Below are 25,018 nucleotides of genomic sequence, written 5' to 3'. Positions count from 1 at the left end.
GCGCAGCAACACGGATACATGGACGAGACCGATTTCGAGTGGGAGACTCCGCTCACGCCAACGATTTCTGGGGGATCCGTGTCGCGCCATCGACTCTCAACGCTTCTTGCACTACTCACCGCCGCCATTGCACTCGCCGCATGCACAGCAACTGACACTTCAGCGCGCCCTGTCGCCCTGCCCACGGTGACCGTCACTGCCACGACGACGGCGACACCGGAAGCGCCCGTAGTCGTCCCCGGATTCCCTGACGACCTCCAGGGAGACTGGTGCACGCGAGAAGACTCGCCGGAGCAGGAGTGTTTCAGCCTCACGGAGCTCGTCTCCGAGTATCCCGATGCACACGTCATCGACACCTCTCTCGTGAATGGCGCATACGTCTACGTGGTATGCGTGGCGAACGTCAGCGCTGACGACTGTTCAATGGCCGACCGTGCAGGACTCTCTTATTTCCCCGTCGGAGTCGACTGGGAGTGTGATCCCGGCGACTACTTCACAGGGTGCGACCCCGACTACTCGAGTGCGCACGATCCGTCCGTCGCAAGACTGGTGCATGAATACAATCATCAGCAGGACGCCGCATATCACGACGCACCACCGATGTATCGACGCTGATGGCGCGCGCAATGCACTGCTGGCACGCGGAAGCGTGAACGCGAAAACCCCCGGCGAACCGGGGGTTTTGGTCTGTGCGCGATACTGGGATCGAACCAGTGACCTCTTCCGTGTCAGGGAAGCGCGCTACCGCTGCGCCAATCGCGCCTGTACAGGCTTTTCACTTTTCCGGACTGGCCGGGAGTGGAGGTGGCGACGGGATTCGAACCCGTGTAAACGGCTTTGCAGGCCGGTGCCTAGCCTCTCGGCCACGCCACCGCGTGGTTCGAACCCCACGGCGTGATCCTCCGAAGAGGTTTCCCGCACTCGAGCGGATGACGAGACTCGAACTCGCGACCCTCACCTTGGCAAGGTGATGCGCTACCAACTGCGCTACATCCGCATTTCGTTTCCGGATCTCTCCGGCAACAGATATGACTTTATCCGATCGGGGCCGATGTGCAAAACGAGGATGTCACCCGCGCGTGTCCCGCGTCTCGGTTCGAAGTGCCGCCGAACATCCGCTACGATCGAGAGGTCGCCGGCACGGCGATGAGGGCGATTGGCGCAGTTGGTAGCGCGCTTCCTTCACACGGAAGAGGTCGTCGGTTCGAGTCCGGCATCGCCCACCAAAAGAGGCCCGGAATCACGCGGTAGACGCGGATTCCGGGCCTCTGTCGTTGCCCGGTCAGGCCTGTTGTGTGCTCACTGTGTGCACAGACCCTCTGGGGATCATCGCGGCGACCTGCTCAGCCTGCGCACGGTCCGCGTCGCCGACGCGCGACACGTAGATGTCGCTGGTGACGCTGATGGACGAGTGCCCCAGCCTTTTGGAGAGCATGCTGATGTCTCCCCCGCTGGCAATCCAGAGCGACGCGTGCTCGTGGCGGAGCCCGTGCAGGGTCGTCTTCGGCAGGAGTGGCAGGGCGTCTTCCCCCGCGGCCTCACGGGTCGCGTTCTCCGCAGCGAGGTTCGCGTTCACACGCTGGCGCAGCTTCTCGAACGTGCGCGTGAGACGGTCCGGGAGGACGGCGGCGCCCAACTCGTCGGTGAACACGTAGCCGCTGTCGGTCCATGCTTCCGCGGCCGCGTCGCGGTCGGCGTCCTGCGCGAGCTTCCAGCCCAGCAGCACGGCCACGGCTTGATCGTCCAGGCTGACGGTGCGCACGCTGTTCTCCGTCTTCGGCTTCCCGACGACGACGCCCGACGCGGCCTGCACGCGTGCGTTCACGATGTGCAGGCGCCGCTGCGTGAGGTCCACGTCAACCCAGCGCAGGCCCGCGAGCTCCGCGCGGCGCAGACCGGTGAACACTGCGAGCTCGTAGACGGCGCCCAGCCGGTGCCGGGACGCCTCATCCAGGAACCTGCCCACCTGCCACGGCTCCCACGCGATGAACTTGCGGCGCTGCTCGGCTTCCAGCGGGATTCTGAGCGCCGGGTTGGCGGGGATGCGCTCGTCGGCCACGGCGGCGGAGAACGCAGCCTGCAGCGTCACCAGCAGCTTGTGGAGCGTGGACACACCGCGCCCGGCGGTGCGCAGACCGTCCAGAAACGCGACGATGTGCGCGCGGCGGACCTCGCGCAGTTCCATCGCACCCAACCGTGAGGGCTTGATGTCGTTCGCGATGTAGCGGGCGTACTGCTCACGTGTCGTCGTCCGCAGGCCCTGCCCGTGGCGGGCGGTCAGGGCGTGGCGGGGCAGCCATTCGTCCATCCACTCCGCGACGGTCTGCCGGTCCGTTTTCACCCATGTTCCCGCGCCGATCGCGGACGCTTCCGTGTTGCCGGCGGTGAGCGCTTCGGCGCGCGTGCGGAAGCCGGACTTTCGCACCTGCACGCGCACCCGCTTGCCGTCACGGTTCAGCGTCGTTCCCCCGCTGATCGAGTAGCCCCAGGCGCCGTGTTTCGGGTCGGCGGTGAGCTTCGGGCACGCGGCGGCGCGCTGGGCGTCGGTCGGCTTGACGCCGGGCAGGTTCGGGTACTGGCGCCCGTCCGGCAGGCGGCATCCGCAGCGACGGAACAGGACGACGGCGGCGCTCACGGCCAATCCCCCGCTTCGGGCTGTTCAGCTTGCGCGGCCTGTTCGATCAGCGCGACGGCCAGACGCCGGGCCTCATCCGGCCAGAGGGGCGTGCGGTTCGCGCCGGGCTGCTCGAACACGACCATGCGCGCGCCCGCGTAGTCGTCTGTCTCGACGGTCAGCGATCCACCGGCGAACCGGGCAGCGACGGCGGTCACCGGTCCGCCTGCTTCCGGATGTCGGCGGCGACCTCGCGCGCCGCGGCCGCGACCGCAGACACGACCGCTTCACTGTCGGCAATCTCGCCGTCCAGCAGTGCGCCGTCCCACGTCCACGACTCGAACACCTGCAGCGGGGTGAACTCCACCCGTCCCTGCTTCACTTCCACCGCGAGGTCTACGTGCCCGACGTTCGCGTTCACGTAGACGGGAACGGTGCCGAAGCAGCCGTCCGTGGTGATGTCTGCTCCGGCGGCGTGGCCGACGCACCAGCTGTACCGCTCGCACGGGCGCAGACCGTTGTCTAGGGTTGTCATTGTCCCTACCTCATCTCTCATGTGTGTTCGGACACTGGCCCTCGTGCAGTTGCCGCTGCGCGGGGGCCGCTTTTCATGACCCCGACTATCCCGCCGGGGAGTCTTCCGGAGGCGGGGACTGTTCCAGCCACCCGCCTGATAGCGCGTTGCGCACCTGCTGACGCATCGTCTCTACGGCTGCGGCCTGCTCATCCAGCGCAGCCAGGGTCGCGCGGAGCGCGTCTTGCGCGAGTTCGTCGGGCGTCGTCGCGGCGGTGAGCCCGCTGACGCGCTCCAGCCAATCGCGCGCGAACACGCACCCCTGCACCTCAACGTCGTCGGTGTCATAGAGCGGCCGCAGAAGGTCCAGGGCAGACACTCCGAGTGCGGAGGCAACGATGAGCAGATCAGCGACCGCCCACGATCGCTTGCCGGCTTCGGCCTGATGAACAACCTGCCGTGACCATGAGCGCGACGGCTCTCCGAGCGCCGCGCCGATCGCTTCCCCCAGCTGCGCCTGCGTGGTGACGTGCTCCGGGTCGTGCCGGTTGTACCGCGCATATGCGACGTTGCGGCCGATCAGCTGCTCGACAGTCAGAGTCAAGTGGTCCACCTCCCTGTATATCCCGTTCTTTCCTCAAATGTAAGTGTCAGCTTGACGGACCGCAACCCCCAAGTCAAACTGAGTCAGGAAAGCACACGCTTTACCCGGAGTAATCGGACTCACTTACAGGAGGCACGGCACCATGGACGCACTCGACGGTCAGCGGACCATCCGACTCTGGCCAGACGCCGGGCAGATCATGCATCTCGGCCGGAACGCCACCTACGAGGCGGCGGCGCGCGGCGACATCCCCACCATTCGTATTGGCCGACGCATTGTCGTGCCCGTCGCGAAGCTGCGCCGCATGCTCGGCGAGATCGACTGACCCCGACCCCACCCAGGCGGAACCCCAGGAGGGGAAGATGAACGACGACGACCTGCCCGCGCCGATCCTCGCAGCGATCGACGACGCAGCCGACATCGCGGTACTCACATGGAACGCGCGCACCCATGACGACGTGCTCGCGCTGCTATCCACGATCGGCACCAGACCCGACGCGGCAGGCGTGCTCGTGCTCGTCGTGTCCATGCTGGCCGAAGCGCTGCAAGCGTACGAGCCGAACCGGCCACGCCTGCACCACTCCCCCGGCGAACACTTCACGTCGGACGGAGCGTGACGTGTGGCACGAGTCACGAACCGTTCCCTGCTCCGCGGCGACATCGCCCGGCTCGGACTCACCCCGCGCGATGCTCTCGTGCTACTCGCGCTACTCGATCGTGCCGACCGTGACCGGATCGCGTGGCCCTCACAGGTCCGGATCGCGCGCGAGCTCGGGTTATCCCGGCAAGCGGTTCAGCGGTCACTTGCACGCCTCATCGCGGCCGGCGTCGTCGCTGAGGCCGAGCCCGGTAGGCCAGGTCGTTCAACCCGCTACCGGGTCGCCGCAAACCTGCCCGTCTAGGTGGGCAGGTTTGGCTGTCTCAACCTGCCCGAGAGAGAGGCAGGTTTGCCGGATGCAACCTGCCCGCCTGAGTGGGCCAGAAGTATCTATAGCTCACGTAACCCGGGCTACCGCACCCGGGCTCGCTCCGCGACTGCCCGTCGCTCCGACTCACAGGCGCTCCGCGCCGCACGGACGAACACACCCCCGCCCGCGTCGGATCGCGCAGCGATACGACATTCCCCCGGATGGGGGCGGAGGGGGCGACCCCGGCAGACCACACGACGCAACCAGCACGGCACCCAGCGCAACCCAAGTACGCGCGTACAGCAGAAAGAACGACCATGAGTGAAACACCACAAACCCCCAGCCCGACCCCCACACCACCGCGGGGCTCGTCTTCTTTCCGCGCGGGTGCTGAGGTCGCGGGGTCTGCTGCTGGTGATCGTGTCGGGTCCGCGCGTGCACACGCTGCTCACACGTCCGCGCGTTCCCAGTCGGTGCAAGGGCTCGCGGGCGGGTCTGTTGATCGGGAGGGAAGCGCGCGCGTGACGCCGGGGGATGTCGCCGAGGTCCGGCAACTCCGCGCGAAGGTCCGCACACTCACCCGCGAACTGGGCGACCTGCGCGACGGTCCGCGGAACGTCGAAGGCCTGCCGTCATGGGCGCAGGAGATGATCGCTCGGCTTCGGACGGAGGCGAGGTCGTGCCGGTCGCGGCTGCGGGCTGCGGAAGCGGAGCGCGACGAAGCACGCCGGGCGCTCGCTTCCCTCATGGACGCGCTGGCCGATCGGGGGCGGGCATGACCGACACGACCGCATACGAGCCGCGGTGCCACATCTGCCGGCGCCCGGACCGTGACGCGGTGGATGAGGCGATTATCTCCGGCGGACTGTCGTTCCAGCAGCTGGCGGAGCGGTTCGGGGTGTCGCGGGATACGCTGCGCCGGCACAAGCGGGCGCACATGCCCGCGGCGCTGCTGGCGGTCGCGGCGGAGCGTGAACGGTCGGGGATCACGCGCGCGGCGGATCGTGCGGAGGCGTTGTATCAGGCTGCGCAGCGGGTGCTGGCGGCGGCGGAAGCGAAGGGGCAGAACTCGCTGAGCTTGCAGGCGGTGCGGGAGTTGCGCGGCGTCGTGGAGTTGCTGGCCCGGCTGTCTGGGGAGTTGGATGAGCGGCCGCAGGTGGCGGTCGTGAACGTGCAGGAGGCGCCGGAGTGGCTGGCGGTGCGTGCGGCGATCATGGGCGCTCTGGTGCCGTTCCCGGAGGCTGCGGCGGCGGTCGCTGCGGCGCTGTCGGGTGAGGGGGTGCGTCGTGGCATCGCTGGCTGATGACATTGCGGGGGCGTTGGACCCGGTGCGGTTCGGTGCGGGTTTCGGGTTTGATGCGGAGCCGTGGGAGGCGGGGTGTTGCGGTCGCGGGCGCCGCGGGCTTTGGTGCGGTGTGCGCGGCAGGTGGGGAAGACGGACACGCTGAGCTATAAGGGGCTGCACGTGGGGGTGTATGAGCCGGGGCGTGATGTGTTGATCGTGTCGCCGACTCAGCGGCAGTCGGACGAGATGCTGCAGCGGGTGCGGGCGCACTATCGGGCGTTGGCGGGTGCGCCGCGGCTGGTGCGGGACAACGCGTCTGAGTTGGGGTTGGCGAATGGGTCGCGGGTGGTGAGCTTGCCGGGCAGTGAGGGCGGTATTCGCGGGTTCTCGGCGGTGCGGTTGCTGATTGTGGATGAGGCGTCGCGGGTGCCGGATGACGTGTGGGCGTCGGTGTTGCCGATGGTGTCGGCGCGGGATGGGCAGATTATCGCGGCGTCTACGCCGTGGGGTGATCGGGGGTGGTGGGCTGCGGCGTTTCAGGATGAGGGCGCGGACTGGGAGCGAACGACGGTGAGCGTGTATGAGTCGGCGCAGTACTCGCCGGAGCGGATCGCGCGGACGCGGGCGGCGGTGTCGTCGTTCGTGTGGGCGTCGGATTATGAGGTCCGGTTTGCGGATGTGGAGTCGCAGGCGTTCGGGACTGAGGATGTGCGGCGGGCGTTCGCGCCGGGCGTGGAGCCGTTGGAGGTGGCGGCGTGAGGCGTGCGGAGCGGTGGACGGTGGGGCTGGATTTCGGGCAGGGTGCGGACTATTCGGCGGCGGTCGTTGTGGAGACGGTGGCGGTGTTGCCGGCCGGTGTGTCGCGGGAGGCGTTCGTGTTGTCGCCGGCGGATTTCGTGGCGGGGATTGTGCAGGAGTCGCATGTGCGTGCGCTGCGGCGGTGGCCGTTGGGTACGGGGTATCCGGCGATCGTGTCGGATGTCGCGGCGATGATGCGGCGCCCGCCGCTTGATGACGGGCTGCTCGTGTTTGACCGGTCTGGGGTGGGGCGTGCGGTCGGTGACCTGCTGTTCCAGACGCGCCGGCTTGTGCGGTTCGCGTGCGCGCCGGCGGTGGGGATCATCACGACGGGCGGTGTGGAGCGCAACGGGTGGAACATCCCGAAGCGTGACCTGTTCACGGAGTTGCAGCTGCAGCTGCAACAGAACCGGCTGCGGGTCGCGGAGGGCCTGCAGCTGGGGCCGGTGCTTGAACGCGAACTGCTCGGGTTCCGGCAGAAGCTGACCGATTCGGGCCGGGAGACGTTCGACATTCAACGGCGCGACGGGGAGGGGCACGGCGACCTCGTGTCCGCGCTCATGCTCGCGCTCATCCAACCCAATGAGATGCGGCGGCCTCGGGTCGTTGAGCATCCAGACACCATCACCAGAAAGGCAACATCATGACCGACGACACCAACGGCACGCAGACCCCCGCCGGCGCCCCACAGACCGCCGTGCAGGCCCCGGAGGCACCGGGAGGCGTCCAGGGCGTTTCAGGCGCTCAGACGGGCGCTGAGGGCGCCGCGGATGACCTCGCGGCACTGCCCGCGGATCGTCTCGCGGCGATGCTGCGGGAGAAGCGCCGCGATGAGGCGTCCGTGCGTGACCGGCTGCGCGCGGCGAAGACGGAACGCGACCAGCTGGCCGCGACCGTGCAGGCGTTCCAGACGGACGCGCTGCAGGCCCTCGCGGTCCGTGAAGGGCTCGCGGCGACGGCACGCGGCGACCTCGCGCAGCACATCCCCACCGGCGAGGTAGTGGATGCTGCGGGCCTGTTGGATGAGGCGGCGGCGCTCGCGCGGATTGAGCAGCTGCGCACCGATCGGCCGCACCTGTTCGTGGCCAGGGTCGCACCGGCGAACACGGGCGGCACACCGGCGACCGGTGACAGCCGCTCATCTGGACAGGCCGCGTCGTGGGCCGACGTGCTGCATGGATGACCTACGCGACGCCGTGGCCCGGTGGGTGAATGTGGACACGACACACCCGGACGGTGAGCCGTGGGCACCGCCGGGCGCGTTGCGTGTGATGAGCGCATACGCCCCGTTTCATGCCATGTGTGTTGCGCCCCGGGGCCGCGGTGTCGCCGTCGTCACGATCACCCCATACACGCCGACGCTGCGGGTGCTGTATCGGGCGTGCACGCCGGGCACGGAGCACCGGCCCGCGTGGGCAGACACGTTCGAGAACGCGGCGGTGCTCGCGGCAGGGCGCGGCGCCCCGTGCCGCGTCGTGAGTGCGCTCGTAGAGCCAGGCAGGCTGATTGGACGCATCACGTACCCGTTCGACGGAAACGTGTCCGAGTACATCATCGACGCAGAGAATCTGCGCTGGGAAGCCGTGGACGTAGACTGAGGGCAGGCCCTGCGCCTGACCGAATGCCCCTTGCGGGCGTCGAGACATCATCACTGTTTCGCACGCCCGGAAAGGGGCTTTTCTCATGACTGTTCTCACCACCACCAGCAACGTTCGCGGCATCACGCCCGACGCGATCGCAGCACTCATCACGGTTCCCGTCGAACGCGATTCGGTGGCCGCGCAGGCGTCCACCATCATCCCGACCGATGCGACCCACACGCACATCCCGCTCGTGACCGGCGACCCGACCGCCGCATGGGTCGGCGAGGGAAACGAGATCACCGCGTCGGACCCGACGATCGATGACCTCGTGATCATCCCGGCGAAGGTTGCAGGCCTCACTGTCATCACGAACGAGCTTGCGGCCGACAGCAGCCCGGAGGCATCCGGCATCGTCGGCGACGGGCTCGCACGCGACATCGCCCGGAAGATCGACGCGGCGTTCTTCGGCTCGAAGGGGTCCAGCACCGTGCAGCCCGCGGGGCTCGAAGACCTGACCGGCGTTGGCGCCGTGGATGCGGGCGCCGCGTGGGCGGACGTTGACGCGTTCGCCGAGGCCCTGTCGAACGCGGAGACGCTCGGGCTCGCGCTCACGTCGTTTGTCGCCAACCCTGCCGACGCGCTCACCCTCGCGCAGCTGAAGGAGTCCACGACGAGCAAGCGTCCGCTGCTCACCCCGGACCCCACGCAGCCCACCCGCCGCACCATCCAGGGCGTCCCGCTGCTCGTGTCCTCCGCGGTCACCGCCGGCACCGTCTGGGGCATCCCGAAGACGCGCGCGCTGCTCATCCGCCGAAACGACGTTGACCTGCAGGTAGACACGTCGCCGTACTTCACCAGCGACCGCACCGCAGTGCGCGCGACCATGCGCGTCGGGTTCGCGTTCCCCCACGCAGCCGCGGTCCAGAAGATCACGCTCAGCGGCGACTGATGACACGCGTCTACGCGACCGCGGCGCAGGTGGCCGCGCTCGTCGGGATCACCCCCGGCGACGCAGCCCTGCGCCGCGCGTCGCGGCAGGTAGACCGGATTCTGCACGGCGCCGAATACGCGACCAGCGATGACGGGATGCCCACCAGCGCGGGTGTCGCGCAGCTGCTCACGGAGATGACCGCCGAGCAGATCGCATGGTTCGGGGAGTTGGGCGACGAGACGGGCGCCGCAGGGCTCGGCGGGGGCCGCATCGGCACGGTGACCCTGCCACACATGACAGCCACGCCGGCCGACGTGCTGCTCTCCCCCGTCGCGGTGGAGCTTGCGGAGGCAGCTGGGCTCATCCGGCGCCGCGTCCGCACATGACCACCGACCCCCGGCGCGCATTCGGGGTTGTTTGCCCGCGCCGGGGGTCGGTATGTGTGTGCGGACGTGTGCACACACTTGCGGGCACCCGCCGTCACGGAGGGGCACGAGGCGGCATGCGGATGGGTGCGCGCCCGCGTGATTCCGCACCTACGGGCACCGGCGGGGATGCCCGGTCACTCCCGAAATTGATTCACACGGAAGAGGTCGTCGGTTCGAGTCCGGCATCGCCCACCACCAAGACCCCCGATTGCCGGGGGTCTTCTCATGTGGAACAGATGATCGGCTAGCTGCCGACGCTGACGACGATGCCGCCGCGCACGATCACGGTGCCGATGAAACGGTGGCTGGTGCCCTGGTATGTGCCATCTGGCAGATCGGCAGCGTCATCGAGGTTGCCTCGATAGATGAAGCGCCATGAGCCCGTCGTCGGTTCCCACGCCTGCACGAGCACGTCATGGCCGACGATGCCTGAGAAGTGCTCGATGTCGTCGTGCGGGTACGGTCCCTCACCTGGTGTCAACGTTGCGTCATAGTGCTCGAACATGTCGTCCCCGTCTCTCTCCGGATCACCGTCAATTCTCTTCCTCGGGTCCGACATTCGAGCTGCGCTATTGTTTTACATATGACAAACAACGCGGACCGCCGGCGACTGTCGCCCGACGCGCGCCGCGCTCAGATCGTGGATGTCGCGGCAGCACACTTCACGAAGCACGGCGTGGCCGGCGCGTCGATGACCCGGATCGCCGAAGACGCGGGCGTGACGCGCGCTCTGGTGTATCACTATTTCTCCGGCAAGGAAGCACTCTTGGACGCCGTCTTCGAACGCGAAGCGGAGAGCGTGCTCGTCGCAACGACACCCCTCGCATCACTGTCCGAGCGCGAGAACCTCGAGCGTGCGCTGACCGGCTACCTCGATCGCTTCGAGGCGAGTTCCGGAGACCTGAGAGAGCTGTACGCCCCGTCTGCGGCACCGCGCTCACCGGCGGCCGAGCTGATCGCGCAGAACCACACCGTGCAGGTGAACCGACTACTCGACATCTCGGGCGCCGACGACACCCCCGCGTCACGCCTCGCGATGAGCGCCTGGCTGGCATTCGTCGAGCATGTGGCGCGCGGTGCAGCCCAGTCCCCCGTCGTTCCCCGTGAGCGCGTGCTCGCACTGTGCCTCGCCGCGTTCGAAGGCATCCTCGGACGCCGACTGTCCGCCGGATGACACCACCGGCTCCGCCCACCCATCCGATTCAAGGGAGCACCATGAAGATCCTCGTCCTCGGAGCCACCGGCAACGTCGGCTCTCGGTTCATCGCCCGCGCCGTCCACGACGGTCACCAGATCATCGCGTACGCGCGCAGGCCCGAAGCCGTGGTGAACTCCCCCGGAATCACGGTCGTCGGAGGGTCCGCGGAAGACACCGACGCCCTGGCCGCCGCCGCACGCGGAGCCGACGCGATCCTGATCTCCATCACGGGTCCGATGAAGGATCACTCCTTCATGCAGCGCACTCTGCCGACGATCCTCACCGCCGCAGAACACGCGGGCGTCCGTCGCCTCGTCCTCATCTCCGTGTTCGGCGCCGGCGACACGGCGCAGAAGGCGTCCGGCTTCGCCCGACTCGTCTACAAGACAGCCCTCGGCGGGTTCCTCCGCGACAAGGCCGCATCCGACAAGCTGCTCATGTCTTCCGGTGTGGACTGGACGATCGTCTACCCCGTCAATCTCAAGGACGCCGCCCCACTCCCCGATGGAGCCACTGTCACGCCGCTCTCCGAGGTCGGCCGTGTTCCCGGCCTGCCGACGCTGCCGTTCGAGAACGCCGCCGCCGGCATCCTCACCGTCATCACGGATTCGGCCACCATCGGGCAGCGCATCCTTCTCACCACACCTGCCGGCTGGAAGTCCGCCGGCTGAGGGCCCCTCACAGCGCCGCCTCGAGCGCCCTGAGGCGGGCGGTGCCATCACCCCCGAGCTCGATCGTCCGCACCGACTCCGGAACCAGATCCGGGTCCTCCGCCAGGGCGAGAAGCGCGGCATCCATCTCCTCCCGCAGATCGAGATCCTCGTCAGTGGAGAGGTGGATGCCGCGGGCCGCGCTCAACGGCAGCAGAACAAGCAGATCGACCGCAGCCATCGCAGACGCGGCCTGCGCGAGAAGATCGCCGTCCACTCCCCCGACACCGCCTGGACGCCGGAGCGCCTCCCACGCCTCCAGATAGGTCGTCGGGGTCGCCGAACACGTCGAACTCGGGATGCCGCGCGGCGAAGGCCGCGATCAGGGTCGACTTGCCGGCCCCGTGGGTGCCGGACACCGCTCTGCGCATATGCGGAATCTATCGGCGCCAAGGCTTGACCAGTCGAGAATACATGCGTATTCTCACGGCAAGAGAATACATTCGTATTCCGGTGAGGAGCATCATGGTCGATCAGACGCACGACACCCACGGCCCCGCGAGCTGGCCGCTTCGGCACCGATGGCCGGTCGCCATCGCCTTCGCGCTCGTGCCGGTGGTGTTCACCGCGGCCGCGTCGGCGACCGCAGAGCTGACGGGTGCCGACGACATCGGCGCGGCGCTCGTCATCGCGGCAGGTGCCGCTGTCTCGGCACTCATCGGGTTGGGGGTCATGAAGGTCTCACCCGCGACGTTGCGCCGGTACGGGTTCCGCGCGGCACACCGCGCGGCTGCCGCGTGGTGGTTCGCCCCGCTGCCCATCACCGTCCTCATCGTGCTCCTCACGCAGGGCGTCCATCTTCCCGTGCCGACCGTCGCCGCCTACGCCGTCCTCACCATCGCGGTGGCCGTGAACGAAGAGGTCTGGTTCCGCGGCATCGTCCTCGCGGTTCTGCGCTCCGCAGGAGTGCGCGGAGCCGTCATCGGCACCTCGGCCCTCTTCGGAGTCCTGCACCTGGCGAACCTCGCCGGCGGAGAGAACCCGGCCGACGCCGCGCTGCAGCTCGTGTTCGCCGTCCTGTTCGGACTCGTCGCCGCCCTGCTGGTGGTGCTGACCGGCAGCCTCTGGCCCGGCATTCTGTGGCACGCGGCCTGGGACTTCACCAACTACCTCGGCGGCAACGCGACCACCCCGGCCGCGCTCATCGGCATCGGTCTGGCGTGCGCGCTCATGCTCGTGTACGCGATCGTGCTCTGGCCCCGCGCGATGCGTGCCGGCGCGGCCGCATCACCGCTGGACGCCGACGGCGCCCCCGTACGCTGAACACCATGGAACTGAGCACACGGCAGGAGGAGCTCGCCGACGCCGCCCTGCGGATCGTCGCACGCGCCGGTCTGCCCGCCGTCTCCTTCCGTGCCGTGGCCGCCGAAGCGGGGTGGTCGCTCGGCGCCGTGCAGAAGGCCTTCCCCTCGAAGGACCGGATGCTCGCCGCCGCCTTCGCCCGGCTGCGTGAGCAGGGGGTTCCGCTCCCCCCGGGCGAGCCCGGGCGGCCGACCCTGCGCGAATGGCTCGTGGCGCTTCTGGTCGCGATCCTCCCTCTCGACGACGAGCGGCTCGCCGTCCAGCGACAGGCCGACGCGTTCGCGCAGCTCGCCCTGAACGACGGCGAGATCGCCGCCGCGGTCGCGGCGAGCGACGACCAGCTTCGCGGCCAGCTCGCATCCCTGGTCGCCCGCGCCCGTGCCGAAGGCGATATCCCCGAGCACGTCGACCCGCCGCAGACCGCCTGGGCGCTCCTGGCGATCACGCAGGGGCTCACCGCCCAGCTGCTCTACCAGCCGACGGCGGAGAACGTCATCCGCACACGCATCGACGCTCTGGTCGCGGCGCTTCTGCGCTGAGGATTCCGCCGCTCAGCCGAGCGCCCACCCGTAGCGCTTGTGCAGCTCGGCGGCCACGCGGGCGAAGCGCTCGCCGTCCAGCGCCGCCGCCTCGCGGCGCATCCCCTCGTGGTGCACCAGGTACAGCTGGTCGGCATCGAGCCACGATGGGCGTCCCTGCCCGTCCCACGGACCGGACCCGATCGGCAGGAAGTCGCGCTCGCCGTCATGCGACTTGCTGGTCAGCTTCACGGCATACACCGTGTCGGCGTCGCGTCGGCCGATCACAAGCACAGGGCGGTCCTTTCCACGCCCGTCGTGCTCCTCATAGGGCACCCACGTCCAGACGATCTCACCCGCGTCGGGATCGCCATCGACTCGGGGCGCGTACGTGATGCGCAGGTCGTCCGCCTGCGACGGGTCGATCTCGACGGTCGCAGCGGCTCCGGCCTGCCCGGGCGAGAGCTCCGACACGCCGCCGCCGTCCGACCCACGCGGGGTCGGACGGCGACTGTTCGTGGAGCGCGCGGAGGGGCGCAGCAGTCCGAGGAGGCGGGACAGGATGCCGGAATCAGAACTCACCCGGTCACCCTATCCGTCCGGTCAGCTGAGGACCTTCTCCGGTTCCTGCTCGGCGACGGGGACCTGCACGGGCACGGGACCGGTGCTGACACCTTCATCGGGGAACTCGTATCCGCTCTCGCCGTGCACGACCGTGTCGACGCCGGCGAGCTCGTCTTCGCTGCGGATCCGGAAGCCCATCGTCTTCTGGATGCCCCAGCCGATGACCAGGGCCACAACGAAGGAGTACACGAGGACGGCCACTGCGGCGATCGCCTGGACGATGAGCTGGTCGGCGTTGCCGCCGGTGAACAGGCCCGTCCCCGTGGCGAAGAAGCCGAGGTACAGCGTGCCGATGAGGCCACCGACCAGGTGCACGCCGACGACGTCGAGCGAGTCATCGAAACCCAGGCGCCACTTCAGCTCGACCGCGATCGCGCAGACCGCGCCGGCGACGAGCCCGAGGAGGATCGCCCATCCGGGTGCGAGATTCGCACAGCTCGGAGTGATCGCGACCAGACCCGCGACGGCGCCCGACGCAGCGCCCACCGAGGTCGCCTTGCCGTTCTTGAGCTTCTCGGCGATGAGCCAGCCGAGGATGGCGGCCGCCGTCGCACCGAGGGTGTTCAGGATGATCAGGCCGACCTGCGAGCCCTCGCCGGAGATGCCGTCGCCGAGAGCGGCGGCTCCCCCGTTGAACCCGAACCACCCGAACCAGAGCAGCGCTGCGCCGATGAGCACGAGGGGAACGTTGTGCGGGCGGTTGAGCTGCTTGCCGAACCCGACGCGCTTGCCCAGCACGATCGAGAGGGCCAGAGCGGCCGCACCGGCGTTGATGTGCACCGCGGTGCCGCCGGCGTAGTCGATCACGTTCGCCGAGAGACCCAGGTTCGTGCCGAGGTTCATGATCCAGCCGTCGGCGCCCCACACCCAGCCCGCGACGAGGAAGTAGTCGACCGTCGCGAACAGCGCGACGAACAGCATCCACGCTCCGAACTTGGCGCGATCGGCGATCGCCCCCGAGATCAGCGCGACGGTGATGATCGCGAAGGTCGCACCGTAGGCGACACCGGCGAGCTGATCATTCGCGTCGGCCGCGTTGATCGTGTCGGAGAGGGCGAAGTTCGTGAACGGGTTGCCGGCGACGCCGATCCAGCCCGTCGACACGTTCTGCATGTTGAACCCGTAACAGATCCAGAGAACGCCGACCAGACCCATCGCGCCGAAGCTGAGCATCATCATGCTCACGACGCTCTTGGCGCGCACGAGGCCGCCGTAGAAGAATGCGACGCCGGGTGTCATCACGAGCACCAGGGCTGTCGCGGTGAGATACCACGCAAGGTTTCCGCTGTCCATGGCGGACAGTCTCCGCGCGGCAGATTACCGGCGGTTCCGCAGAAGGTTTCCGCGATGTTACGGGATCGCGTGTCGTGTGAACAACTCGTTTCGCAGCGCTCAGGAGGTGGTCAGAGCGATGAGCCGCGACACGGCGCGCAGGTACTTCTTGCGGTACCCGCCGGCGAGCATCTCCGCGCTGAACACATCGCTGAGCGGGTGCCCGGTCGCACGGATCGGGATCTGCGCGTCGTACGCGCGGTCCACGAACGCCACGAAGCGCAGTGCGGCCGATTGGTCGTCCAGCTGCACGACCTCGCGCAACCCGATGACCTCCACGCCGTCGATGAGCCGGATGTACCGCGAGGGGTGCACGCGAGCGAGGTGGGCGACCAAGGTCGTGAACTCGTCGTCCGACGCGGTGCCGGCGGCCGTGGCATCCGCCATCGCCTTCTCGTACCCGACCTCGTCCAGGACCGGCGCCGTGCCGTCCACCGCCCGCTGGCGGTAGTCGGTGCCGTCGATGCGCACGGTCTGGAAGCTGTCGGACATCGCCTGGATCTCACGGAGGAAGTCCTGAGCGGCGAAACGGCCCTCGCCCAGGGCGTTGGGCGGAGTGTTGGATGTCGCGGCCAGCTTCGTGCCCGAGGTGACGAGCTCGCCCAGCAGCCGGGTCATCACCATGGTGTCGCCGGGGTCGTCGAGCTCGAACTCGTCGATGCAGAGCAGCTGCGAGCCGCGGAACAGCTCCACGGTGTTCTGATACCCGAGTGCGCCGACCAGCGCGGTGTACTCGATGAACGACCCGAAGTACTTGCGGCGGGCGGGCATCGCATGGAACACCGAGGCGAGAAGGTGCGTCTTGCCGACGCCGAAGCCACCGTCGAGGTAGACGCCGGGCTTGCTCGGAGGTGTCCTCTTCGCACGGCGGAAGAGCCCGCCCTTGGCCGGAGCCGCCACCGGCGAGCTGAATGTCTCCAGGAGCTCCTTGGCCCCCTGCTGCGAGGGGTATGCCGCATCGGGCCGATAGGACTCGAACGTCGCCGATTCGAACTGCGGCGGCGGCACGAGAGCGGCGACCATCTCGGCGCCGGTCATCTGAGGGGCGCGATCGGCCAGATGCACGATGGTCATGGGTCTCTCCCGGCCGTCTCTCGTGTCGGATTACGACTGAACATGACGGAGTGTGAACGAAAGGATGCGGCGTCCAGACGGACGGCTAATGTCGAAAACGACGACATCAAGACTACGCCGTCACACCCGATCGCCTTCATCTGAGGAGCCACTATGACCGTCGAATTCGACACGTCATCCGAGAAATTCACAGAGTACGCCGAGCCGTCGCGCTTGGTCACGCCCGACTGGCTGCAGGAGCACCTGGGCGAGCCCGGACTGGTCGTGGTGGAGTCCGACGAGGATGTGCTGCTGTACGAGACCGGCCACATCCCGGGCGCGGTCAAGGTCGACTGGCACACCGAGCTGAACGACGAGGTCGTGCGCGACTACCTGGACGGCGAGGGCTTCGCGAAGCTGCTCAGCCGCAAGGGCATCAGCCGCGACGACACGATCGTCATCTACGGCGACAAGAACAACTGGTGGGCCGCCTACGCCCTCTGGGTCTTCTCGCTGTTCGGCCACGAGGACGTGCGTCTGCTCGACGGCGGCCGTGACCTGTGGATCGCCCAGGGCCGCGAGATCACCACCGAGGTGCCGCAGCGCGCACAGACCGAGTACCCGATCGTCGAGCGCGACGACAGCGGTCTGCGGGCCTTCCGCGAGGACGTCCTCGTGCACCTGGGCAAGCCGCTCATCGATGTGCGCTCCCCCGAGGAGTACACGGGCGAGCGCACCCACATGCCCGAGTACCCGCAGGAGAGCTCGCTGCGCGGCGGCCACATCCCCACCGCGAAGAGCGTGCCGTGGAAGCGCGCCGTGGCCGACGACGGCACCTTCAAGCCCCGCGCGGAGCTCGACGCCATCTACCGCGACGAGATCGGCCTGAACGAGGGCGACGAGGTCATCGCATACTGCCGCATCGGTGAGCGCTCGAGCCACACTTGGTTCGTCCTCCAGCACCTGCTCGGCTTCCAGGACGTGCGCAACTACGACGGTTCGTGGACCGAGTGGGGCTCGTCGGTGCGCGTGCCGATCGTCGCCGGCGCCGAGCCGGGTGACGTCCCGGCCGCACGCTGAGCCGGAGTGGGAGAATGGCGGGGATGACCGTACTTCACACGCCGGACACTCTCGCCGAGATCCGCGAAGAATTCCTCGAACTCGAAGAGCACGAACGCCTGCAGCTGCTGCTGGAGTTCTCGCGCGAGCTGCCGCCGGTCCCCGACGACTACGCGGCGAACCCCGATCAGTACGAGCGGGTCGCCGAGTGCCAGTCGCCGGTGTTCATCGCGGCCGAGGTCGCCGATGACAGGACCGTGGTGCTGCACGCGACGGCCCCCGAAGAGGCGCCGACCACGCGCGGCTTCGCGAGCATCCTCGTGCAGGGCATCAACGGGCTGTCCGCCGAAGAGGTCCTGGCCATTCCGAGCGATTACCCGCAGAGCCTGGGCATCACCCGCGCCGTCTCGCCGTTGCGCATCGCCGGCATGACCGGCATGCTGGTGCGCACCCAGCGTCAGGTGCGTGCACTCACGGCCGTGTGATCCCGCTTCGGTTCACCCGTCGAATCAATGCTGACCCGCCACGACCAGGTCGTGGCGGGTCAGCCATTCCCGGATCGCCTCCGACCAGCGCTCGGGGTCGTAGTTCCACAGCTTCGTGTGCCGCGCGACCTGGAACACCTGCAGCTCGACGAGGTCGGGACGGGCGTCCGCCAAGGCGTGCGAGGCGTCCGACGGCACGTAGCCGTCGTCGTCGCTGTGCAGGATGAGAACGGGATGCCGCAGCTCCCCTGCCCGCGCGACGATGTCGAGCGAGTCCAGGGAGATGCCGCCGGCGTGGGTGACCGGCCGTCCCCAGCCGCCCTGCAGCGCGCCGAGAGCCAGTTCCGTGACGGGGTAGGGCAGGTGCAGCTGTCCCGCTTGAAAGCCGAGCACGACGCGCCAGTCCACCACCGGCGACTCGAGGATCATTCCGCACACGGCGTCGGAGTGCGCAGAGTTCAAAGCGGTCTGAAGCACGACCGCGCCGCCCATCGACCATCCCATCAGCACCACGCGCTCGGCACCGCGCCGCAGCGCGAAGGAGATGGCCGCGTCGACGTCGCGCCATTCCGTCGTCCCGAGTGCGTAGGTGCCGCCGCCCGTGCGCGGCGCCTCGCCGTCGTTGCGATACGAGACCACCAGCACCGAGAGCCCGAGGCGGTGCAGGAGCGGCACGGCGCGCAGGCACTCCGCACGGGTCGTGCCACGACCGTGCACCTGGATGACCCAGGTCGTGGCATCCTCCGCCTCGAAGAGCCAGGCGGGGCACGGGCCGACCGCCGAACCGATGAGCTCGCTGGTGAACGGCAGGTGCAGCTGCTCGGGCTTGTCGTAGTACCAGCCGCTGAAGGCGGCCTCACCGGCGAGCGTGCTGTCGGGACCGATCTCGGTCAGCAGCTTGCGCTTGACCGTCGCCGCGTCGGCGCTGAGGACCGTGCCGAGTTTGACATACGGTTCCGAACCGGTGGTGAACAGGCCGTAGCGCCCCGGCAGTTCGGTGTCGGGCGTGCGCTGGAGCGTGATGGTCTGCGCGGCGAGATCGACCCCGACGATCTTGGTGTCGAACATGCGCCGCGCCGGCGGCGTGACGATGCGGCGCACCACCTGCAGCGACACGATCGCCCACACCGCCGACACCGCGGCCAACGCGCCCGCCAGCGCCGCGATCGCGGCGCGGAGGCCGAGCGGGGAGGGCCGGGTTGCCGCGCGCGATACGGCGCGCCTGGAGTGCTTCATCGAGGGTTCACTCTAGTCTGTCGGCGTGGCTGACCCCGGACTCTCCACGCCTTTCGAGCGGGCTGCCGCCGAGGTGCGCGCGCTTGCCTTCCGCAACGATCTCGTGGTTCGCGAGATCCCCGCACCCGGGGGCCTGGCGCCGCACGCTCTCGCGCTCGCGGCAGATGTGCGCCCCGACGATGCGGAGGAGGGCGAGTCGAGGTACGGCACCGGCCGTTTCGTGCTGCTGCACGATCCCGATGCCCCCGACGCCTGGAACGGCCCATGGCGTATCGTGAGTTTTGCACAGGCTCCGCTGGAGCCCGAGATCGGCAGCGATCCGCTGCTGGCGGACGTCGCCTGGTCGTGGCTGGTCGATGCGCTGGCGTCTCACGGCGCCGCGTACCACGCCGAGGCCGGCACGGCGACGAAGACCATCTCGCGCGGTTTCGGTTCGCTGGCCGCCGAGGGCGACGGGTCGCAGATCGAGTTGCGCGCCTCGTGGTCGCCGGAGGGGTCTCCGACCGGACACGTGCAGGCGTGGGCCGAACTCGTGTGCATGCTCGCCGGGCTTCCGCCGGGGTCGGAGGGCATCGAAGTCTTCACGGCGCGGAGGATAAGGCGTGACTGATTACGAGGTGCTGTCGGACGCGAAGGCGCTGCGCGACGCGGCCGATGCCCTCGCCGGCGGTACAGGACCCGTCGGCGTGGACGTGGAGAGGGCATCGGGCTATCGCTACTCGCAGCGGGCGTACCTCGTGCAGGTCTTCCGGCGCGATGCCGGAGTCTTCCTCTTCGACCCGCCCGCCATCGGCGATCTCCATCCTCTGCAGTCGGCCATCGGCGGTGAAGAATGGGTGCTGCACGCCGCCAGCCAGGACCTGCCCTCACTCCGCGAGCTCGAGCTCGTCCCGCCCGTGATCTTCGACACCGAGCTCGCCGCGCGTCTCCTCGGCCACGCCCACGTCGGGCTCGGCGCCGTCGTCGAAGACACGCTCGGCATCACCCTGGCCAAGGAGCACTCCGCCGCGGACTGGTCGACGAGGCCCCTCCCGCAGCCGTGGCTCGAGTACGCCGCCCTCGACGTCGAATACCTCATCGATGCCCGGGACGCGCTCGAGACGGAGCTCGCCGAGGCCGGCAAGACCGAGATCGCCCAACAGGAGTTCGCCGCCGAACTCGCGCGGCCGCCCAAGCCGCCGCGCGACGACCCCTGGCGGCGTCTCAGCGGATTGCACACCGTGCGCGGCCGGCGCGCGTTCGCGATCGCCCGTGAGCTGTGGACCACGCGCGAGGACTTCGCGCGTGAGCAGGACGTCTCCCCCGGCCGCCTCGTGCCCGACCGCTCACTGGTGGCGGCGATCCGCGCCGACCCCCGCTCGAAGGGTGAGCTCGCCGGGCTCAAGGAGTTCACCGGCCGTGCCAGCCGCAGCGAGCTCGATCGGTGGTGGCAGGCGATCGAACGCGGGCGCGCGGCATCCGATCTCCCACTGGAGCGCGTGCCCGGCGACGGACTGCCGCCGGTACGCGCCTGGAAGGACCGCAACCCGGCGGCGGCTCGTCGCATCGCGCTCGCCCGTCCGGCCGTCGCGGCCCGTGCCGAAGAGCTCAACATGCCGACGGAGAACCTGCTCACGCCCGAATTGCTGCGGCGCGTGAGCTGGGAGCCGCCCATGCCCGCCAGCCCGCAGGCGGTCGGCGACGCCCTCGCTGCACTCGGCGCACGCCCCTGGCAGCTTGCAGAGACGACACAGATCATCGCCGATGCCTTTGTCGCCTCCCTGCAAGACGACCAGGAGCCCTCCGAAGCCGCTTCGTAGATTGCGCACACCGGGTTCGGCCCCGGTCGGACCGCTCCGTAGGCTGGGCGCATACCCAACCTTTGGAGGCAGAGTGGCCGAGCTTTCGGACGTCTTCTTCGTCGACGGAATGCGCACCCCTTTCGGGCGCGCCGGCGAAAAGGGCATGTACTGGAACACCCGCGCCGATGACCTCGCCGTGAAGGCGACCATCGGACTCATGGAGCGCAACGGGCAGCTGCCCGCCGACCGCGTCGACGACATCGCGATCGCCGCGACGAGCCAGACCGGCGACCAGGGCCTCACCCTCGGCCGCAGCGTCGGCATCCTCGCCGGGCTCCCGCAGTCGGTTCCCGGCTTCGCGATCGACCGGATGTGCGCCGGTGCGATGACCAGTGTCGCCATGATGTCGGCATCCATCGCATCCGGCATGTACGACGTCGCCCTCGCCGGCGGCGTCGAGCACATGGGGCACCACCCCATCGGTGCCAACGCCGACCCGAACCCACGGTTCGTGGCCGAGCGCATGGTCGACCCGAACGCGCTGAACATGGGCGTGACCGCCGAGCGCATCCACGACCGGTTCCCGCACCTGACCAGGGAGCGCGCCGACCGCTACGGCATGCTCAGCCAGCACAAGGCGCAGGCCGCCTATGACGCCGGCAAGCTGCAGCCCGACCTCGTGCCGGTCGCGATCAAGGGCGCCGACGGCGCCTGGGGTCTCGCCACCGAGGACGAGGGCCGACGCCCTGAGACCACGATGGAGGGTCTGGCGACCCTCAAGACGCCGTTCCGGCCGCACGGCCGTGTGACGGCGGGCACCTCGTCGCCGCTCACCGACGGCGCGACCATGTCGCTCCTGGCCGGGGGTGACGCCGTCAAGGAGTTCGGCCTCGCGCCCAAGATGAAGCTCGTCTCGTTCGCCTTCGCCGGCGTGCAGCCCGAGATCATGGGCATCGGCCCGATCCCGTCGACCGAGAAGGCACTGCGCAAGGCGGGCCTCGACATCTCCGACATCGGCCTGTTCGAGTTGAACGAGGCGTTCGCGATCCAGGTCATCTCGCTGCTCGACCACTTCGGCATCGCCGACGACGACCCGCGCGTGAACCAGTGGGGCGGCGCGATCGCCGTCGGTCACCCGCTGGCCGCGACCGGCGTGCGCCTGATGATCCAGCTCGCCGCGCAGTTCGCCGAGCGCCCCGACGTCCGCTACGGACTGACCGCGATGTGCGTCGGCCTCGGCCAGGGCGGCTCGGTCATCTGGGAGAACCCGAACTACAACGGAAAGAAGAAGTGACGCAGATGGCCACCCCCATCACCGATCAGTACGCCTCCGTCGACTTCTCGCCGCTGGACGCCTTCAGCGCCGACGAGGTCATCACGCACTCCCCCGTCCGTGACGTGCGGCTGCCCTCGGGCAGGACGCTCGCGCTGATCACGCTCGACAACGGGCTCGACCACCGCCGCCCGAACACGCTCGGTCCCGCCACCCTGAAGGAGCTGCACGCCACACTCAGCGGCCTGAAGGAGCGCGCGGCGGCCGGCGAGCTCGACGCCGTCGGCATCACCGGCAAGCAGTACATCCTCGCCGCGGGCGCCGACCTGTCGGGCATCTCGAAGCTCGACTCGAAGGCGACCGCCAAGCTCATCGCGCAGCGCGGGCACCAGGTGCTCGGCATGCTCGGCGAGCTCGGCGTGCCCTCGTTCGCGTTCGTGAACGGCCTGGCTCTGGGCGGCGGCGTCGAGATCGCGCTGAACTCGACGTATCGGACGGTGGATGCCTCGGCCGCCGCCATCGCGCTGCCCGAGGTGTTCCTCGGCATCATCCCCGGCTGGGGCGGCTCCACGCTGCTGCCGAACCTCATCGGCATCGAGAACGCGCTCGAGGTCGTCATCTCGAACCCGCTGAAGCAGAACCGCACGCTCAAGCCGCAGAAGGCGTTCGAGTACGGGATGTTCGATGCCATCTTCCCGGCCGCGAACTACCTCGAGGACTCGCTGCTGTGGGCCGACGGCGTGCTGAACGGGCGCGTCAAGGTCGAGCGCAAGAACCAGCCCGGCAAGATCGAGCGCACCGTGAAGTGGCCCGTCGCCATCAAGATGGCGCGCGGCATGCTCGAGTCGAAGATCGGCACCGTGCCCCGCTCGCCGTACGCGGCACTCGCCCTGCTCGAAGCCGCCCGCAGCGGTTCGATCGCCGAGGGATTCGCCCGCGAGGACGAGACGCTCTCCGAGCTCGTCACGGGCGACCAGTTCGCGGCATCCATGTACGGATTCGATCTCGTGCAGAAGCGCGCGAAGCGTCCGGTGGGCGCCCCCGACAAGGCACTCGCCCGCAAGGTCACGAAGGTCGGCGTCATCGGCGCCGGGCTCATGGCCAGTCAGTTCGCGCTGCTGTTCGTGCGCAAGCTGCAGGTGCCGGTGCTCATCACCGACCTCGACCAGGCGCGCGTCGACAAGGGGCTCGCGTACATCAACGACGAGATCGGCAAGCTCGAGGCCAAGGGGCGTCTCGACGGCGACAGCGCGAACAAGCTGCGCGGACTCGTGCACGGCACCACCGACAAGACCGAGTACGCGGACTGCGACTTCGTCATCGAGGCGGTGTTCGAAGAGGTCGGCGTCAAGCAGCAGGTCTTCGGCGAGATCGAGCAGATCATCGCGGAGGACGCGATCCTGGCCACGAACACCTCGTCGCTGTCGGTCGAGGAGATCGGCTCGAAGCTCGCACATCCCGAGCGCCTCGTCGGCTTCCACTTCTTCAATCCGGTCGCGGTCATGCCGCTGATCGAGATCGTGAAGACGTCGCACACGACCGACGCCGCATTGTCGACGGCCTTCGTCGTCGCCAAGGGACTCGGCAAGAACGCGGTGCTGACCGCCGACGCACCCGGCTTCGTGGTCAACCGGCTGCTGGCCAAGGTCATGGGCGAGGCCGCCCGTGCGGTCTACGAGGGCACCCCGGTCGACAAGGTCGAGAAGGCGTTCGCGCCGCTCGGGCTGCCGATGGGGCCGTTCCAGCTCATCGACCTCGTCGGCTGGAAGGTCGCGGCCCACGTGCAGGACACGATGGCCCACGCCTTCCCCGACCGGTTCTACGCGAACGAGAACTTCCACGCGCTCGCGGAGCTGCCCGAGATCGTCGAGAAGGACAAGGGCGGCCGCGTGACCGGCTGGACGAAGCAGGCCGAGAAGCTCCTCAAGCCCGCGGTCGGCAAGACGCCGGTCGACGATGCGACGATCCTCCGCCGCGTGCAGGACGGCCTGGCGCAGGAGATCCGGCTCATGCTCGACGAGAAGGTCGTGCCCGAGGTCGAGGACATCGACCTGTGCCTGATCTTCGGAGCCGGCTGGCCGCTCATCGACGGCGGCGCGTCGGTCTACCTCGACCAGCAGGGAGCCTCGGAGCGCGCGACCGGCGGCACCTTCCACACTCCGGTGATCCGGGGCGTGGCCGGCTGACCCGCTCCCTCGCCCGAGGCGAGGGGATCTGCCGAGGCGAGGGCGTTTCCTGCGGGAGGCGCCCTCGCCTCGTCTTTTCTCCTCGCCCGAGGCGAGGGCGCATCAGAGGAGCTCGTCCTCTTCGATGCGCGGGGCGTCGGCCCGGCCGACGGCGTCGCCGCGCGCCAGGAACAGCGCGACGAACGCGAACACGATCATGATGATGCCGATGGGATTCGCGAACCCGATCGCCATCCCCCGCGCGGGCTCCGACGTGCCCGAGACGATGGTCTGCAGGCCCGCCGGCGTGACGTCGGGGATCAGCAGCCCCAGGACGACGGCCAGGCCCCAGCAGGCCGCCAGCGACCCGTACGTGGCGCCCCGGTGGCGGAATCCTCGCTGCGCCGTGCGCACGAAGCCCTCCGCGATGAAGATGTGCAGCACGACCATCACGATGCCCAGCGTCAACGCGTACACGATCGCGAGCGACCCCGCCATGCCGAACAGAGCCCTTCCAAACGCGATCCAGGCGGCGAGCCCGAGTCCGACGAGGCCGATCACCACGCCCCACGCGGGCGAACGAGACTGCATGCCTCCACGCTAGCCGAGCGTCGCGC

Annotated in this window: 32 protein-coding genes and 4 tRNA genes; 22 read left to right on the top strand and 14 right to left on the bottom strand. The window is 68.9% G+C overall.

Annotated elements, in window-relative coordinates; genetic code table 11:
- Positions 1–18 precede the first annotated feature (18 nt).
- A complete protein-coding gene (locus ABMQ42_RS12985; protein ID WP_349723411.1) occupies positions 19–615 on the top strand; it encodes a hypothetical protein in 597 nt (198 codons plus the stop codon).
- Positions 616–690: 75 nt separating this feature from the next.
- Here ABMQ42_RS12985 and ABMQ42_RS12980 read toward each other — a convergent pair.
- From ABMQ42_RS12980 to ABMQ42_RS12970, 3 genes are all read right to left on the bottom strand, one after another.
- A tRNA-Val gene (locus ABMQ42_RS12980) sits at positions 691–762 on the bottom strand.
- 37 nt (positions 763–799) lie between these two features.
- Positions 800–873: transfer RNA gene (locus ABMQ42_RS12975), tRNA-Cys, on the bottom strand.
- A 51-nt stretch (positions 874–924) separates the two neighbouring features.
- Positions 925–997 (bottom strand) — tRNA-Gly (locus ABMQ42_RS12970).
- Between the two features lie 153 nt (positions 998–1,150).
- Here ABMQ42_RS12970 and ABMQ42_RS12965 point away from each other — a divergent pair.
- Positions 1,151–1,226: transfer RNA gene (locus tag ABMQ42_RS12965), tRNA-Val, on the top strand.
- Between the two features lie 56 nt (positions 1,227–1,282).
- Here the strand turns inward: ABMQ42_RS12965 and ABMQ42_RS12960 are convergent.
- From ABMQ42_RS12960 to ABMQ42_RS12945, 4 genes are all read right to left on the bottom strand, one after another.
- Positions 1,283–2,635, bottom strand: coding sequence for a site-specific integrase (locus ABMQ42_RS12960; RefSeq protein WP_349723410.1), 1,353 nt, complete (start codon positions 2,633–2,635; stop codon positions 1,283–1,285).
- Positions 2,632–2,832 carry a hypothetical protein gene (locus tag ABMQ42_RS12955; protein WP_349723409.1) on the bottom strand — a complete coding sequence of 67 codons (201 nt, stop codon included), beginning with the start codon at positions 2,830–2,832 and terminating at the stop codon, positions 2,632–2,634. The genes ABMQ42_RS12960 and ABMQ42_RS12955 overlap by 4 nt, the downstream gene beginning before the upstream one ends.
- Complete coding sequence (locus ABMQ42_RS12950; protein ID WP_349723408.1) at positions 2,829–3,149, bottom strand: hypothetical protein; 321 nt, start codon at positions 3,147–3,149, stop codon at positions 2,829–2,831. The genes ABMQ42_RS12955 and ABMQ42_RS12950 overlap by 4 nt, the downstream gene beginning before the upstream one ends.
- Positions 3,150–3,234: 85 nt before the next feature.
- Complete coding sequence (locus tag ABMQ42_RS12945; protein WP_349723407.1) at positions 3,235–3,732, bottom strand: helix-turn-helix transcriptional regulator; 498 nt, start codon at positions 3,730–3,732, stop codon at positions 3,235–3,237.
- Between the two features lie 142 nt (positions 3,733–3,874).
- On the opposite strand from ABMQ42_RS12945, the gene ABMQ42_RS12940 reads away from it, so the two are divergent.
- The 10 genes from ABMQ42_RS12940 (at position 3,875) to ABMQ42_RS12900 (ending at position 9,623) form a co-directional block, all read left to right on the top strand.
- Complete coding sequence (locus ABMQ42_RS12940) at positions 3,875–4,057, top strand: hypothetical protein (protein ID WP_349723406.1); 183 nt, start codon at positions 3,875–3,877, stop codon at positions 4,055–4,057.
- Between the two features lie 37 nt (positions 4,058–4,094).
- Positions 4,095–4,349 (top strand): hypothetical protein, encoded by a 255-nt coding sequence (locus tag ABMQ42_RS12935; protein ID WP_349723405.1) that lies wholly within the window; start codon positions 4,095–4,097, stop codon positions 4,347–4,349.
- A 3-nt stretch (positions 4,350–4,352) separates the two neighbouring features.
- On the top strand, positions 4,353–4,634 hold the full coding sequence (locus ABMQ42_RS18185) for a helix-turn-helix domain-containing protein (RefSeq protein WP_502884708.1): 282 nt from the start codon (positions 4,353–4,355) through the stop codon (positions 4,632–4,634).
- 781 nt (positions 4,635–5,415) lie between these two features.
- Positions 5,416–5,943, top strand: coding sequence for a helix-turn-helix domain-containing protein (locus ABMQ42_RS12930; protein ID WP_349723404.1), 528 nt, complete (start codon positions 5,416–5,418; stop codon positions 5,941–5,943).
- 123 nt (positions 5,944–6,066) lie between these two features.
- Positions 6,067–6,684, top strand: coding sequence for a terminase large subunit (locus ABMQ42_RS12925; protein WP_349723403.1), 618 nt, complete (start codon positions 6,067–6,069; stop codon positions 6,682–6,684).
- Positions 6,681–7,370, top strand: a complete 690-nt coding sequence (locus tag ABMQ42_RS12920; RefSeq protein ID WP_349723402.1) for a hypothetical protein — start codon at positions 6,681–6,683, stop codon at positions 7,368–7,370. The genes ABMQ42_RS12925 and ABMQ42_RS12920 overlap by 4 nt, the downstream gene beginning before the upstream one ends.
- Entirely contained in the window at positions 7,367–7,906 is a 540-nt protein-coding gene (locus ABMQ42_RS12915; RefSeq protein WP_349723401.1) for a hypothetical protein, read from the top strand. Before ABMQ42_RS12920 ends, ABMQ42_RS12915 begins: the two co-directional genes overlap by 4 nt.
- Positions 7,899–8,321: a hypothetical protein gene (locus ABMQ42_RS12910; protein ID WP_349723400.1), complete on the top strand. Its 423-nt coding sequence runs from the start codon at positions 7,899–7,901 to the stop codon at positions 8,319–8,321. Before ABMQ42_RS12915 ends, ABMQ42_RS12910 begins: the two co-directional genes overlap by 8 nt.
- A gap of 85 nt (positions 8,322–8,406) precedes the next feature.
- On the top strand, positions 8,407–9,255 hold the full coding sequence (locus tag ABMQ42_RS12905) for a phage major capsid protein (RefSeq protein WP_349723399.1): 849 nt from the start codon (positions 8,407–8,409) through the stop codon (positions 9,253–9,255).
- A complete protein-coding gene (locus ABMQ42_RS12900; RefSeq protein WP_349723398.1) occupies positions 9,255–9,623 on the top strand; it encodes a hypothetical protein in 369 nt (122 codons plus the stop codon). The genes ABMQ42_RS12905 and ABMQ42_RS12900 overlap by 1 nt, the downstream gene beginning before the upstream one ends.
- A gap of 286 nt (positions 9,624–9,909) precedes the next feature.
- Here the strand turns inward: ABMQ42_RS12900 and ABMQ42_RS12895 are convergent, their stop codons facing one another.
- Complete coding sequence (locus ABMQ42_RS12895; RefSeq protein WP_349723397.1) at positions 9,910–10,170, bottom strand: hypothetical protein; 261 nt, start codon at positions 10,168–10,170, stop codon at positions 9,910–9,912.
- A gap of 78 nt (positions 10,171–10,248) precedes the next feature.
- Here ABMQ42_RS12895 and ABMQ42_RS12890 point away from each other — a divergent pair, with 78 nt between their 5' ends.
- The gene (locus ABMQ42_RS12890; protein ID WP_349723396.1) at positions 10,249–10,839 is read left to right on the top strand and encodes a TetR/AcrR family transcriptional regulator; all 591 of its coding nucleotides are present in this window, start codon (positions 10,249–10,251) and stop codon (positions 10,837–10,839) included.
- Between the two features lie 41 nt (positions 10,840–10,880).
- The gene (locus ABMQ42_RS12885) at positions 10,881–11,534 is read left to right on the top strand and encodes an NAD(P)-dependent oxidoreductase (protein ID WP_349723395.1); all 654 of its coding nucleotides are present in this window, start codon (positions 10,881–10,883) and stop codon (positions 11,532–11,534) included.
- 7 nt (positions 11,535–11,541) lie between these two features.
- Here ABMQ42_RS12885 and ABMQ42_RS12880 read toward each other — a convergent pair whose 3' ends face one another.
- Positions 11,542–11,754, bottom strand: a complete 213-nt coding sequence (locus ABMQ42_RS12880) for a hypothetical protein (protein ID WP_349723394.1) — start codon at positions 11,752–11,754, stop codon at positions 11,542–11,544.
- A 284-nt stretch (positions 11,755–12,038) separates the two neighbouring features.
- Here ABMQ42_RS12880 and ABMQ42_RS12875 point away from each other — a divergent pair, with 284 nt between their 5' ends.
- The gene (locus ABMQ42_RS12875; protein WP_349723393.1) at positions 12,039–12,836 is read left to right on the top strand and encodes a CPBP family intramembrane glutamic endopeptidase; all 798 of its coding nucleotides are present in this window, start codon (positions 12,039–12,041) and stop codon (positions 12,834–12,836) included.
- 5 nt (positions 12,837–12,841) lie between these two features.
- Positions 12,842–13,414: a TetR/AcrR family transcriptional regulator gene (locus ABMQ42_RS12870; RefSeq protein ID WP_349723392.1), complete on the top strand. Its 573-nt coding sequence runs from the start codon at positions 12,842–12,844 to the stop codon at positions 13,412–13,414.
- Positions 13,415–13,426: 12 nt separating this feature from the next.
- On the opposite strand, the gene ABMQ42_RS12865 is transcribed toward ABMQ42_RS12870, so the two are convergent.
- The 3 genes from ABMQ42_RS12865 to zapE form a co-directional block, all read right to left on the bottom strand.
- Positions 13,427–13,975, bottom strand: a complete 549-nt coding sequence (locus ABMQ42_RS12865; protein WP_349723391.1) for a type II toxin-antitoxin system PemK/MazF family toxin — start codon at positions 13,973–13,975, stop codon at positions 13,427–13,429.
- A gap of 21 nt (positions 13,976–13,996) precedes the next feature.
- Positions 13,997–15,310 carry an ammonium transporter gene (locus ABMQ42_RS12860; protein ID WP_349723390.1) on the bottom strand — a complete coding sequence of 438 codons (1,314 nt, stop codon included), beginning with the start codon at positions 15,308–15,310 and terminating at the stop codon, positions 13,997–13,999.
- 99 nt (positions 15,311–15,409) lie between these two features.
- Complete coding sequence (gene zapE, locus ABMQ42_RS12855; protein ID WP_349723389.1) at positions 15,410–16,423, bottom strand: cell division protein ZapE; 1,014 nt, start codon at positions 16,421–16,423, stop codon at positions 15,410–15,412.
- Positions 16,424–16,576: 153 nt separating this feature from the next.
- Between zapE and ABMQ42_RS12850 the strand changes: the two genes are divergently transcribed.
- Together ABMQ42_RS12850 and ABMQ42_RS12845 are read left to right on the top strand one after the other, a co-directional pair.
- Positions 16,577–17,482, top strand: coding sequence for a sulfurtransferase (locus ABMQ42_RS12850; RefSeq protein WP_349723388.1), 906 nt, complete (start codon positions 16,577–16,579; stop codon positions 17,480–17,482).
- 23 nt (positions 17,483–17,505) lie between these two features.
- Positions 17,506–17,946: a SufE family protein gene (locus ABMQ42_RS12845; protein WP_349723387.1), complete on the top strand. Its 441-nt coding sequence runs from the start codon at positions 17,506–17,508 to the stop codon at positions 17,944–17,946.
- A gap of 24 nt (positions 17,947–17,970) precedes the next feature.
- Here ABMQ42_RS12845 and ABMQ42_RS12840 read toward each other — a convergent pair whose 3' ends face one another.
- On the bottom strand, positions 17,971–19,182 hold the full coding sequence (locus ABMQ42_RS12840) for an alpha/beta hydrolase family protein (protein ID WP_349723386.1): 1,212 nt from the start codon (positions 19,180–19,182) through the stop codon (positions 17,971–17,973).
- A 25-nt stretch (positions 19,183–19,207) separates the two neighbouring features.
- On the opposite strand from ABMQ42_RS12840, the gene ABMQ42_RS12835 reads away from it, so the two are divergent.
- From ABMQ42_RS12835 to ABMQ42_RS12820, 4 genes are all read left to right on the top strand, one after another.
- A complete protein-coding gene (locus ABMQ42_RS12835; protein ID WP_349723385.1) occupies positions 19,208–19,792 on the top strand; it encodes a DUF3000 domain-containing protein in 585 nt (194 codons plus the stop codon).
- Positions 19,785–20,981, top strand: a complete 1,197-nt coding sequence (locus tag ABMQ42_RS12830) for an HRDC domain-containing protein (RefSeq protein WP_349723384.1) — start codon at positions 19,785–19,787, stop codon at positions 20,979–20,981. The genes ABMQ42_RS12835 and ABMQ42_RS12830 overlap by 8 nt, the downstream gene beginning before the upstream one ends.
- A gap of 73 nt (positions 20,982–21,054) precedes the next feature.
- Positions 21,055–22,257 carry a thiolase family protein gene (locus tag ABMQ42_RS12825; RefSeq protein WP_349723383.1) on the top strand — a complete coding sequence of 401 codons (1,203 nt, stop codon included), beginning with the start codon at positions 21,055–21,057 and terminating at the stop codon, positions 22,255–22,257.
- Positions 22,258–22,262: 5 nt separating this feature from the next.
- The gene (locus ABMQ42_RS12820; protein ID WP_349723382.1) at positions 22,263–24,422 is read left to right on the top strand and encodes a 3-hydroxyacyl-CoA dehydrogenase NAD-binding domain-containing protein; all 2,160 of its coding nucleotides are present in this window, start codon (positions 22,263–22,265) and stop codon (positions 24,420–24,422) included.
- Between the two features lie 102 nt (positions 24,423–24,524).
- On the opposite strand, the gene ABMQ42_RS12815 is transcribed toward ABMQ42_RS12820, so the two are convergent.
- Entirely contained in the window at positions 24,525–24,992 is a 468-nt protein-coding gene (locus ABMQ42_RS12815; protein WP_349723381.1) for a hypothetical protein, read from the bottom strand.
- Between the last annotated feature and the right edge of the window lie 26 nt (positions 24,993–25,018).

It is taken from the genome of Microbacterium sp. KR10-403, from assembly GCF_040196215.1.
Taxonomy (GTDB): Bacteria; Actinomycetota; Actinomycetes; order Actinomycetales; family Microbacteriaceae; genus Microbacterium.
Note: the sequence above shows the minus strand (reverse complement) of the source record. Positions and strands in the feature narration are given on the sequence as shown.

Excerpts from the sequence above, each read along its gene's own strand:
- ABMQ42_RS12935 (WP_349723405.1), top strand. The coding sequence starts at position 4,095 with ATGAACGACGACGACCTGCCCGCGCCGATCCTCGCAGCGATCGACGAC.
- ABMQ42_RS12890 (WP_349723396.1), top strand. The coding sequence starts at position 10,249 with ATGACAAACAACGCGGACCGCCGGCGACTGTCGCCCGACGCGCGCCGC.
- ABMQ42_RS12895 (WP_349723397.1), bottom strand. The coding sequence starts at position 10,170 with ATGTTCGAGCACTATGACGCAACGTTGACACCAGGTGAGGGACCGTAC.
- ABMQ42_RS12850 (WP_349723388.1), top strand. The coding sequence starts at position 16,577 with ATGACCGTCGAATTCGACACGTCATCCGAGAAATTCACAGAGTACGCC.
- ABMQ42_RS12915 (WP_349723401.1), top strand. The coding sequence starts at position 7,367 with ATGACCGACGACACCAACGGCACGCAGACCCCCGCCGGCGCCCCACAG.
- ABMQ42_RS12885 (WP_349723395.1), top strand. The coding sequence starts at position 10,881 with ATGAAGATCCTCGTCCTCGGAGCCACCGGCAACGTCGGCTCTCGGTTC.
- ABMQ42_RS12940 (WP_349723406.1), top strand. The coding sequence starts at position 3,875 with ATGGACGCACTCGACGGTCAGCGGACCATCCGACTCTGGCCAGACGCC.
- ABMQ42_RS12860 (WP_349723390.1), bottom strand. The coding sequence starts at position 15,310 with ATGGACAGCGGAAACCTTGCGTGGTATCTCACCGCGACAGCCCTGGTG.
- ABMQ42_RS12845 (WP_349723387.1), top strand. The coding sequence starts at position 17,506 with ATGACCGTACTTCACACGCCGGACACTCTCGCCGAGATCCGCGAAGAA.
- ABMQ42_RS12840 (WP_349723386.1), bottom strand. The coding sequence starts at position 19,182 with ATGAAGCACTCCAGGCGCGCCGTATCGCGCGCGGCAACCCGGCCCTCC.
- ABMQ42_RS12900 (WP_349723398.1), top strand. The coding sequence starts at position 9,255 with ATGACACGCGTCTACGCGACCGCGGCGCAGGTGGCCGCGCTCGTCGGG.
- ABMQ42_RS12930 (WP_349723404.1), top strand. The coding sequence starts at position 5,416 with ATGACCGACACGACCGCATACGAGCCGCGGTGCCACATCTGCCGGCGC.
- ABMQ42_RS12820 (WP_349723382.1), top strand. The coding sequence starts at position 22,263 with ATGGCCACCCCCATCACCGATCAGTACGCCTCCGTCGACTTCTCGCCG.
- zapE (WP_349723389.1), bottom strand. The coding sequence starts at position 16,423 with ATGACCATCGTGCATCTGGCCGATCGCGCCCCTCAGATGACCGGCGCC.
- ABMQ42_RS12950 (WP_349723408.1), bottom strand. The coding sequence starts at position 3,149 with ATGACAACCCTAGACAACGGTCTGCGCCCGTGCGAGCGGTACAGCTGG.
- ABMQ42_RS12905 (WP_349723399.1), top strand. The coding sequence starts at position 8,407 with ATGACTGTTCTCACCACCACCAGCAACGTTCGCGGCATCACGCCCGAC.
- ABMQ42_RS12910 (WP_349723400.1), top strand. The coding sequence starts at position 7,899 with ATGGATGACCTACGCGACGCCGTGGCCCGGTGGGTGAATGTGGACACG.
- ABMQ42_RS12880 (WP_349723394.1), bottom strand. The coding sequence starts at position 11,754 with ATGGCTGCGGTCGATCTGCTTGTTCTGCTGCCGTTGAGCGCGGCCCGC.
- ABMQ42_RS12875 (WP_349723393.1), top strand. The coding sequence starts at position 12,039 with ATGGTCGATCAGACGCACGACACCCACGGCCCCGCGAGCTGGCCGCTT.
- ABMQ42_RS12985 (WP_349723411.1), top strand. The coding sequence starts at position 19 with ATGGACGAGACCGATTTCGAGTGGGAGACTCCGCTCACGCCAACGATT.
- ABMQ42_RS12870 (WP_349723392.1), top strand. The coding sequence starts at position 12,842 with ATGGAACTGAGCACACGGCAGGAGGAGCTCGCCGACGCCGCCCTGCGG.
- ABMQ42_RS12815 (WP_349723381.1), bottom strand. The coding sequence starts at position 24,992 with ATGCAGTCTCGTTCGCCCGCGTGGGGCGTGGTGATCGGCCTCGTCGGA.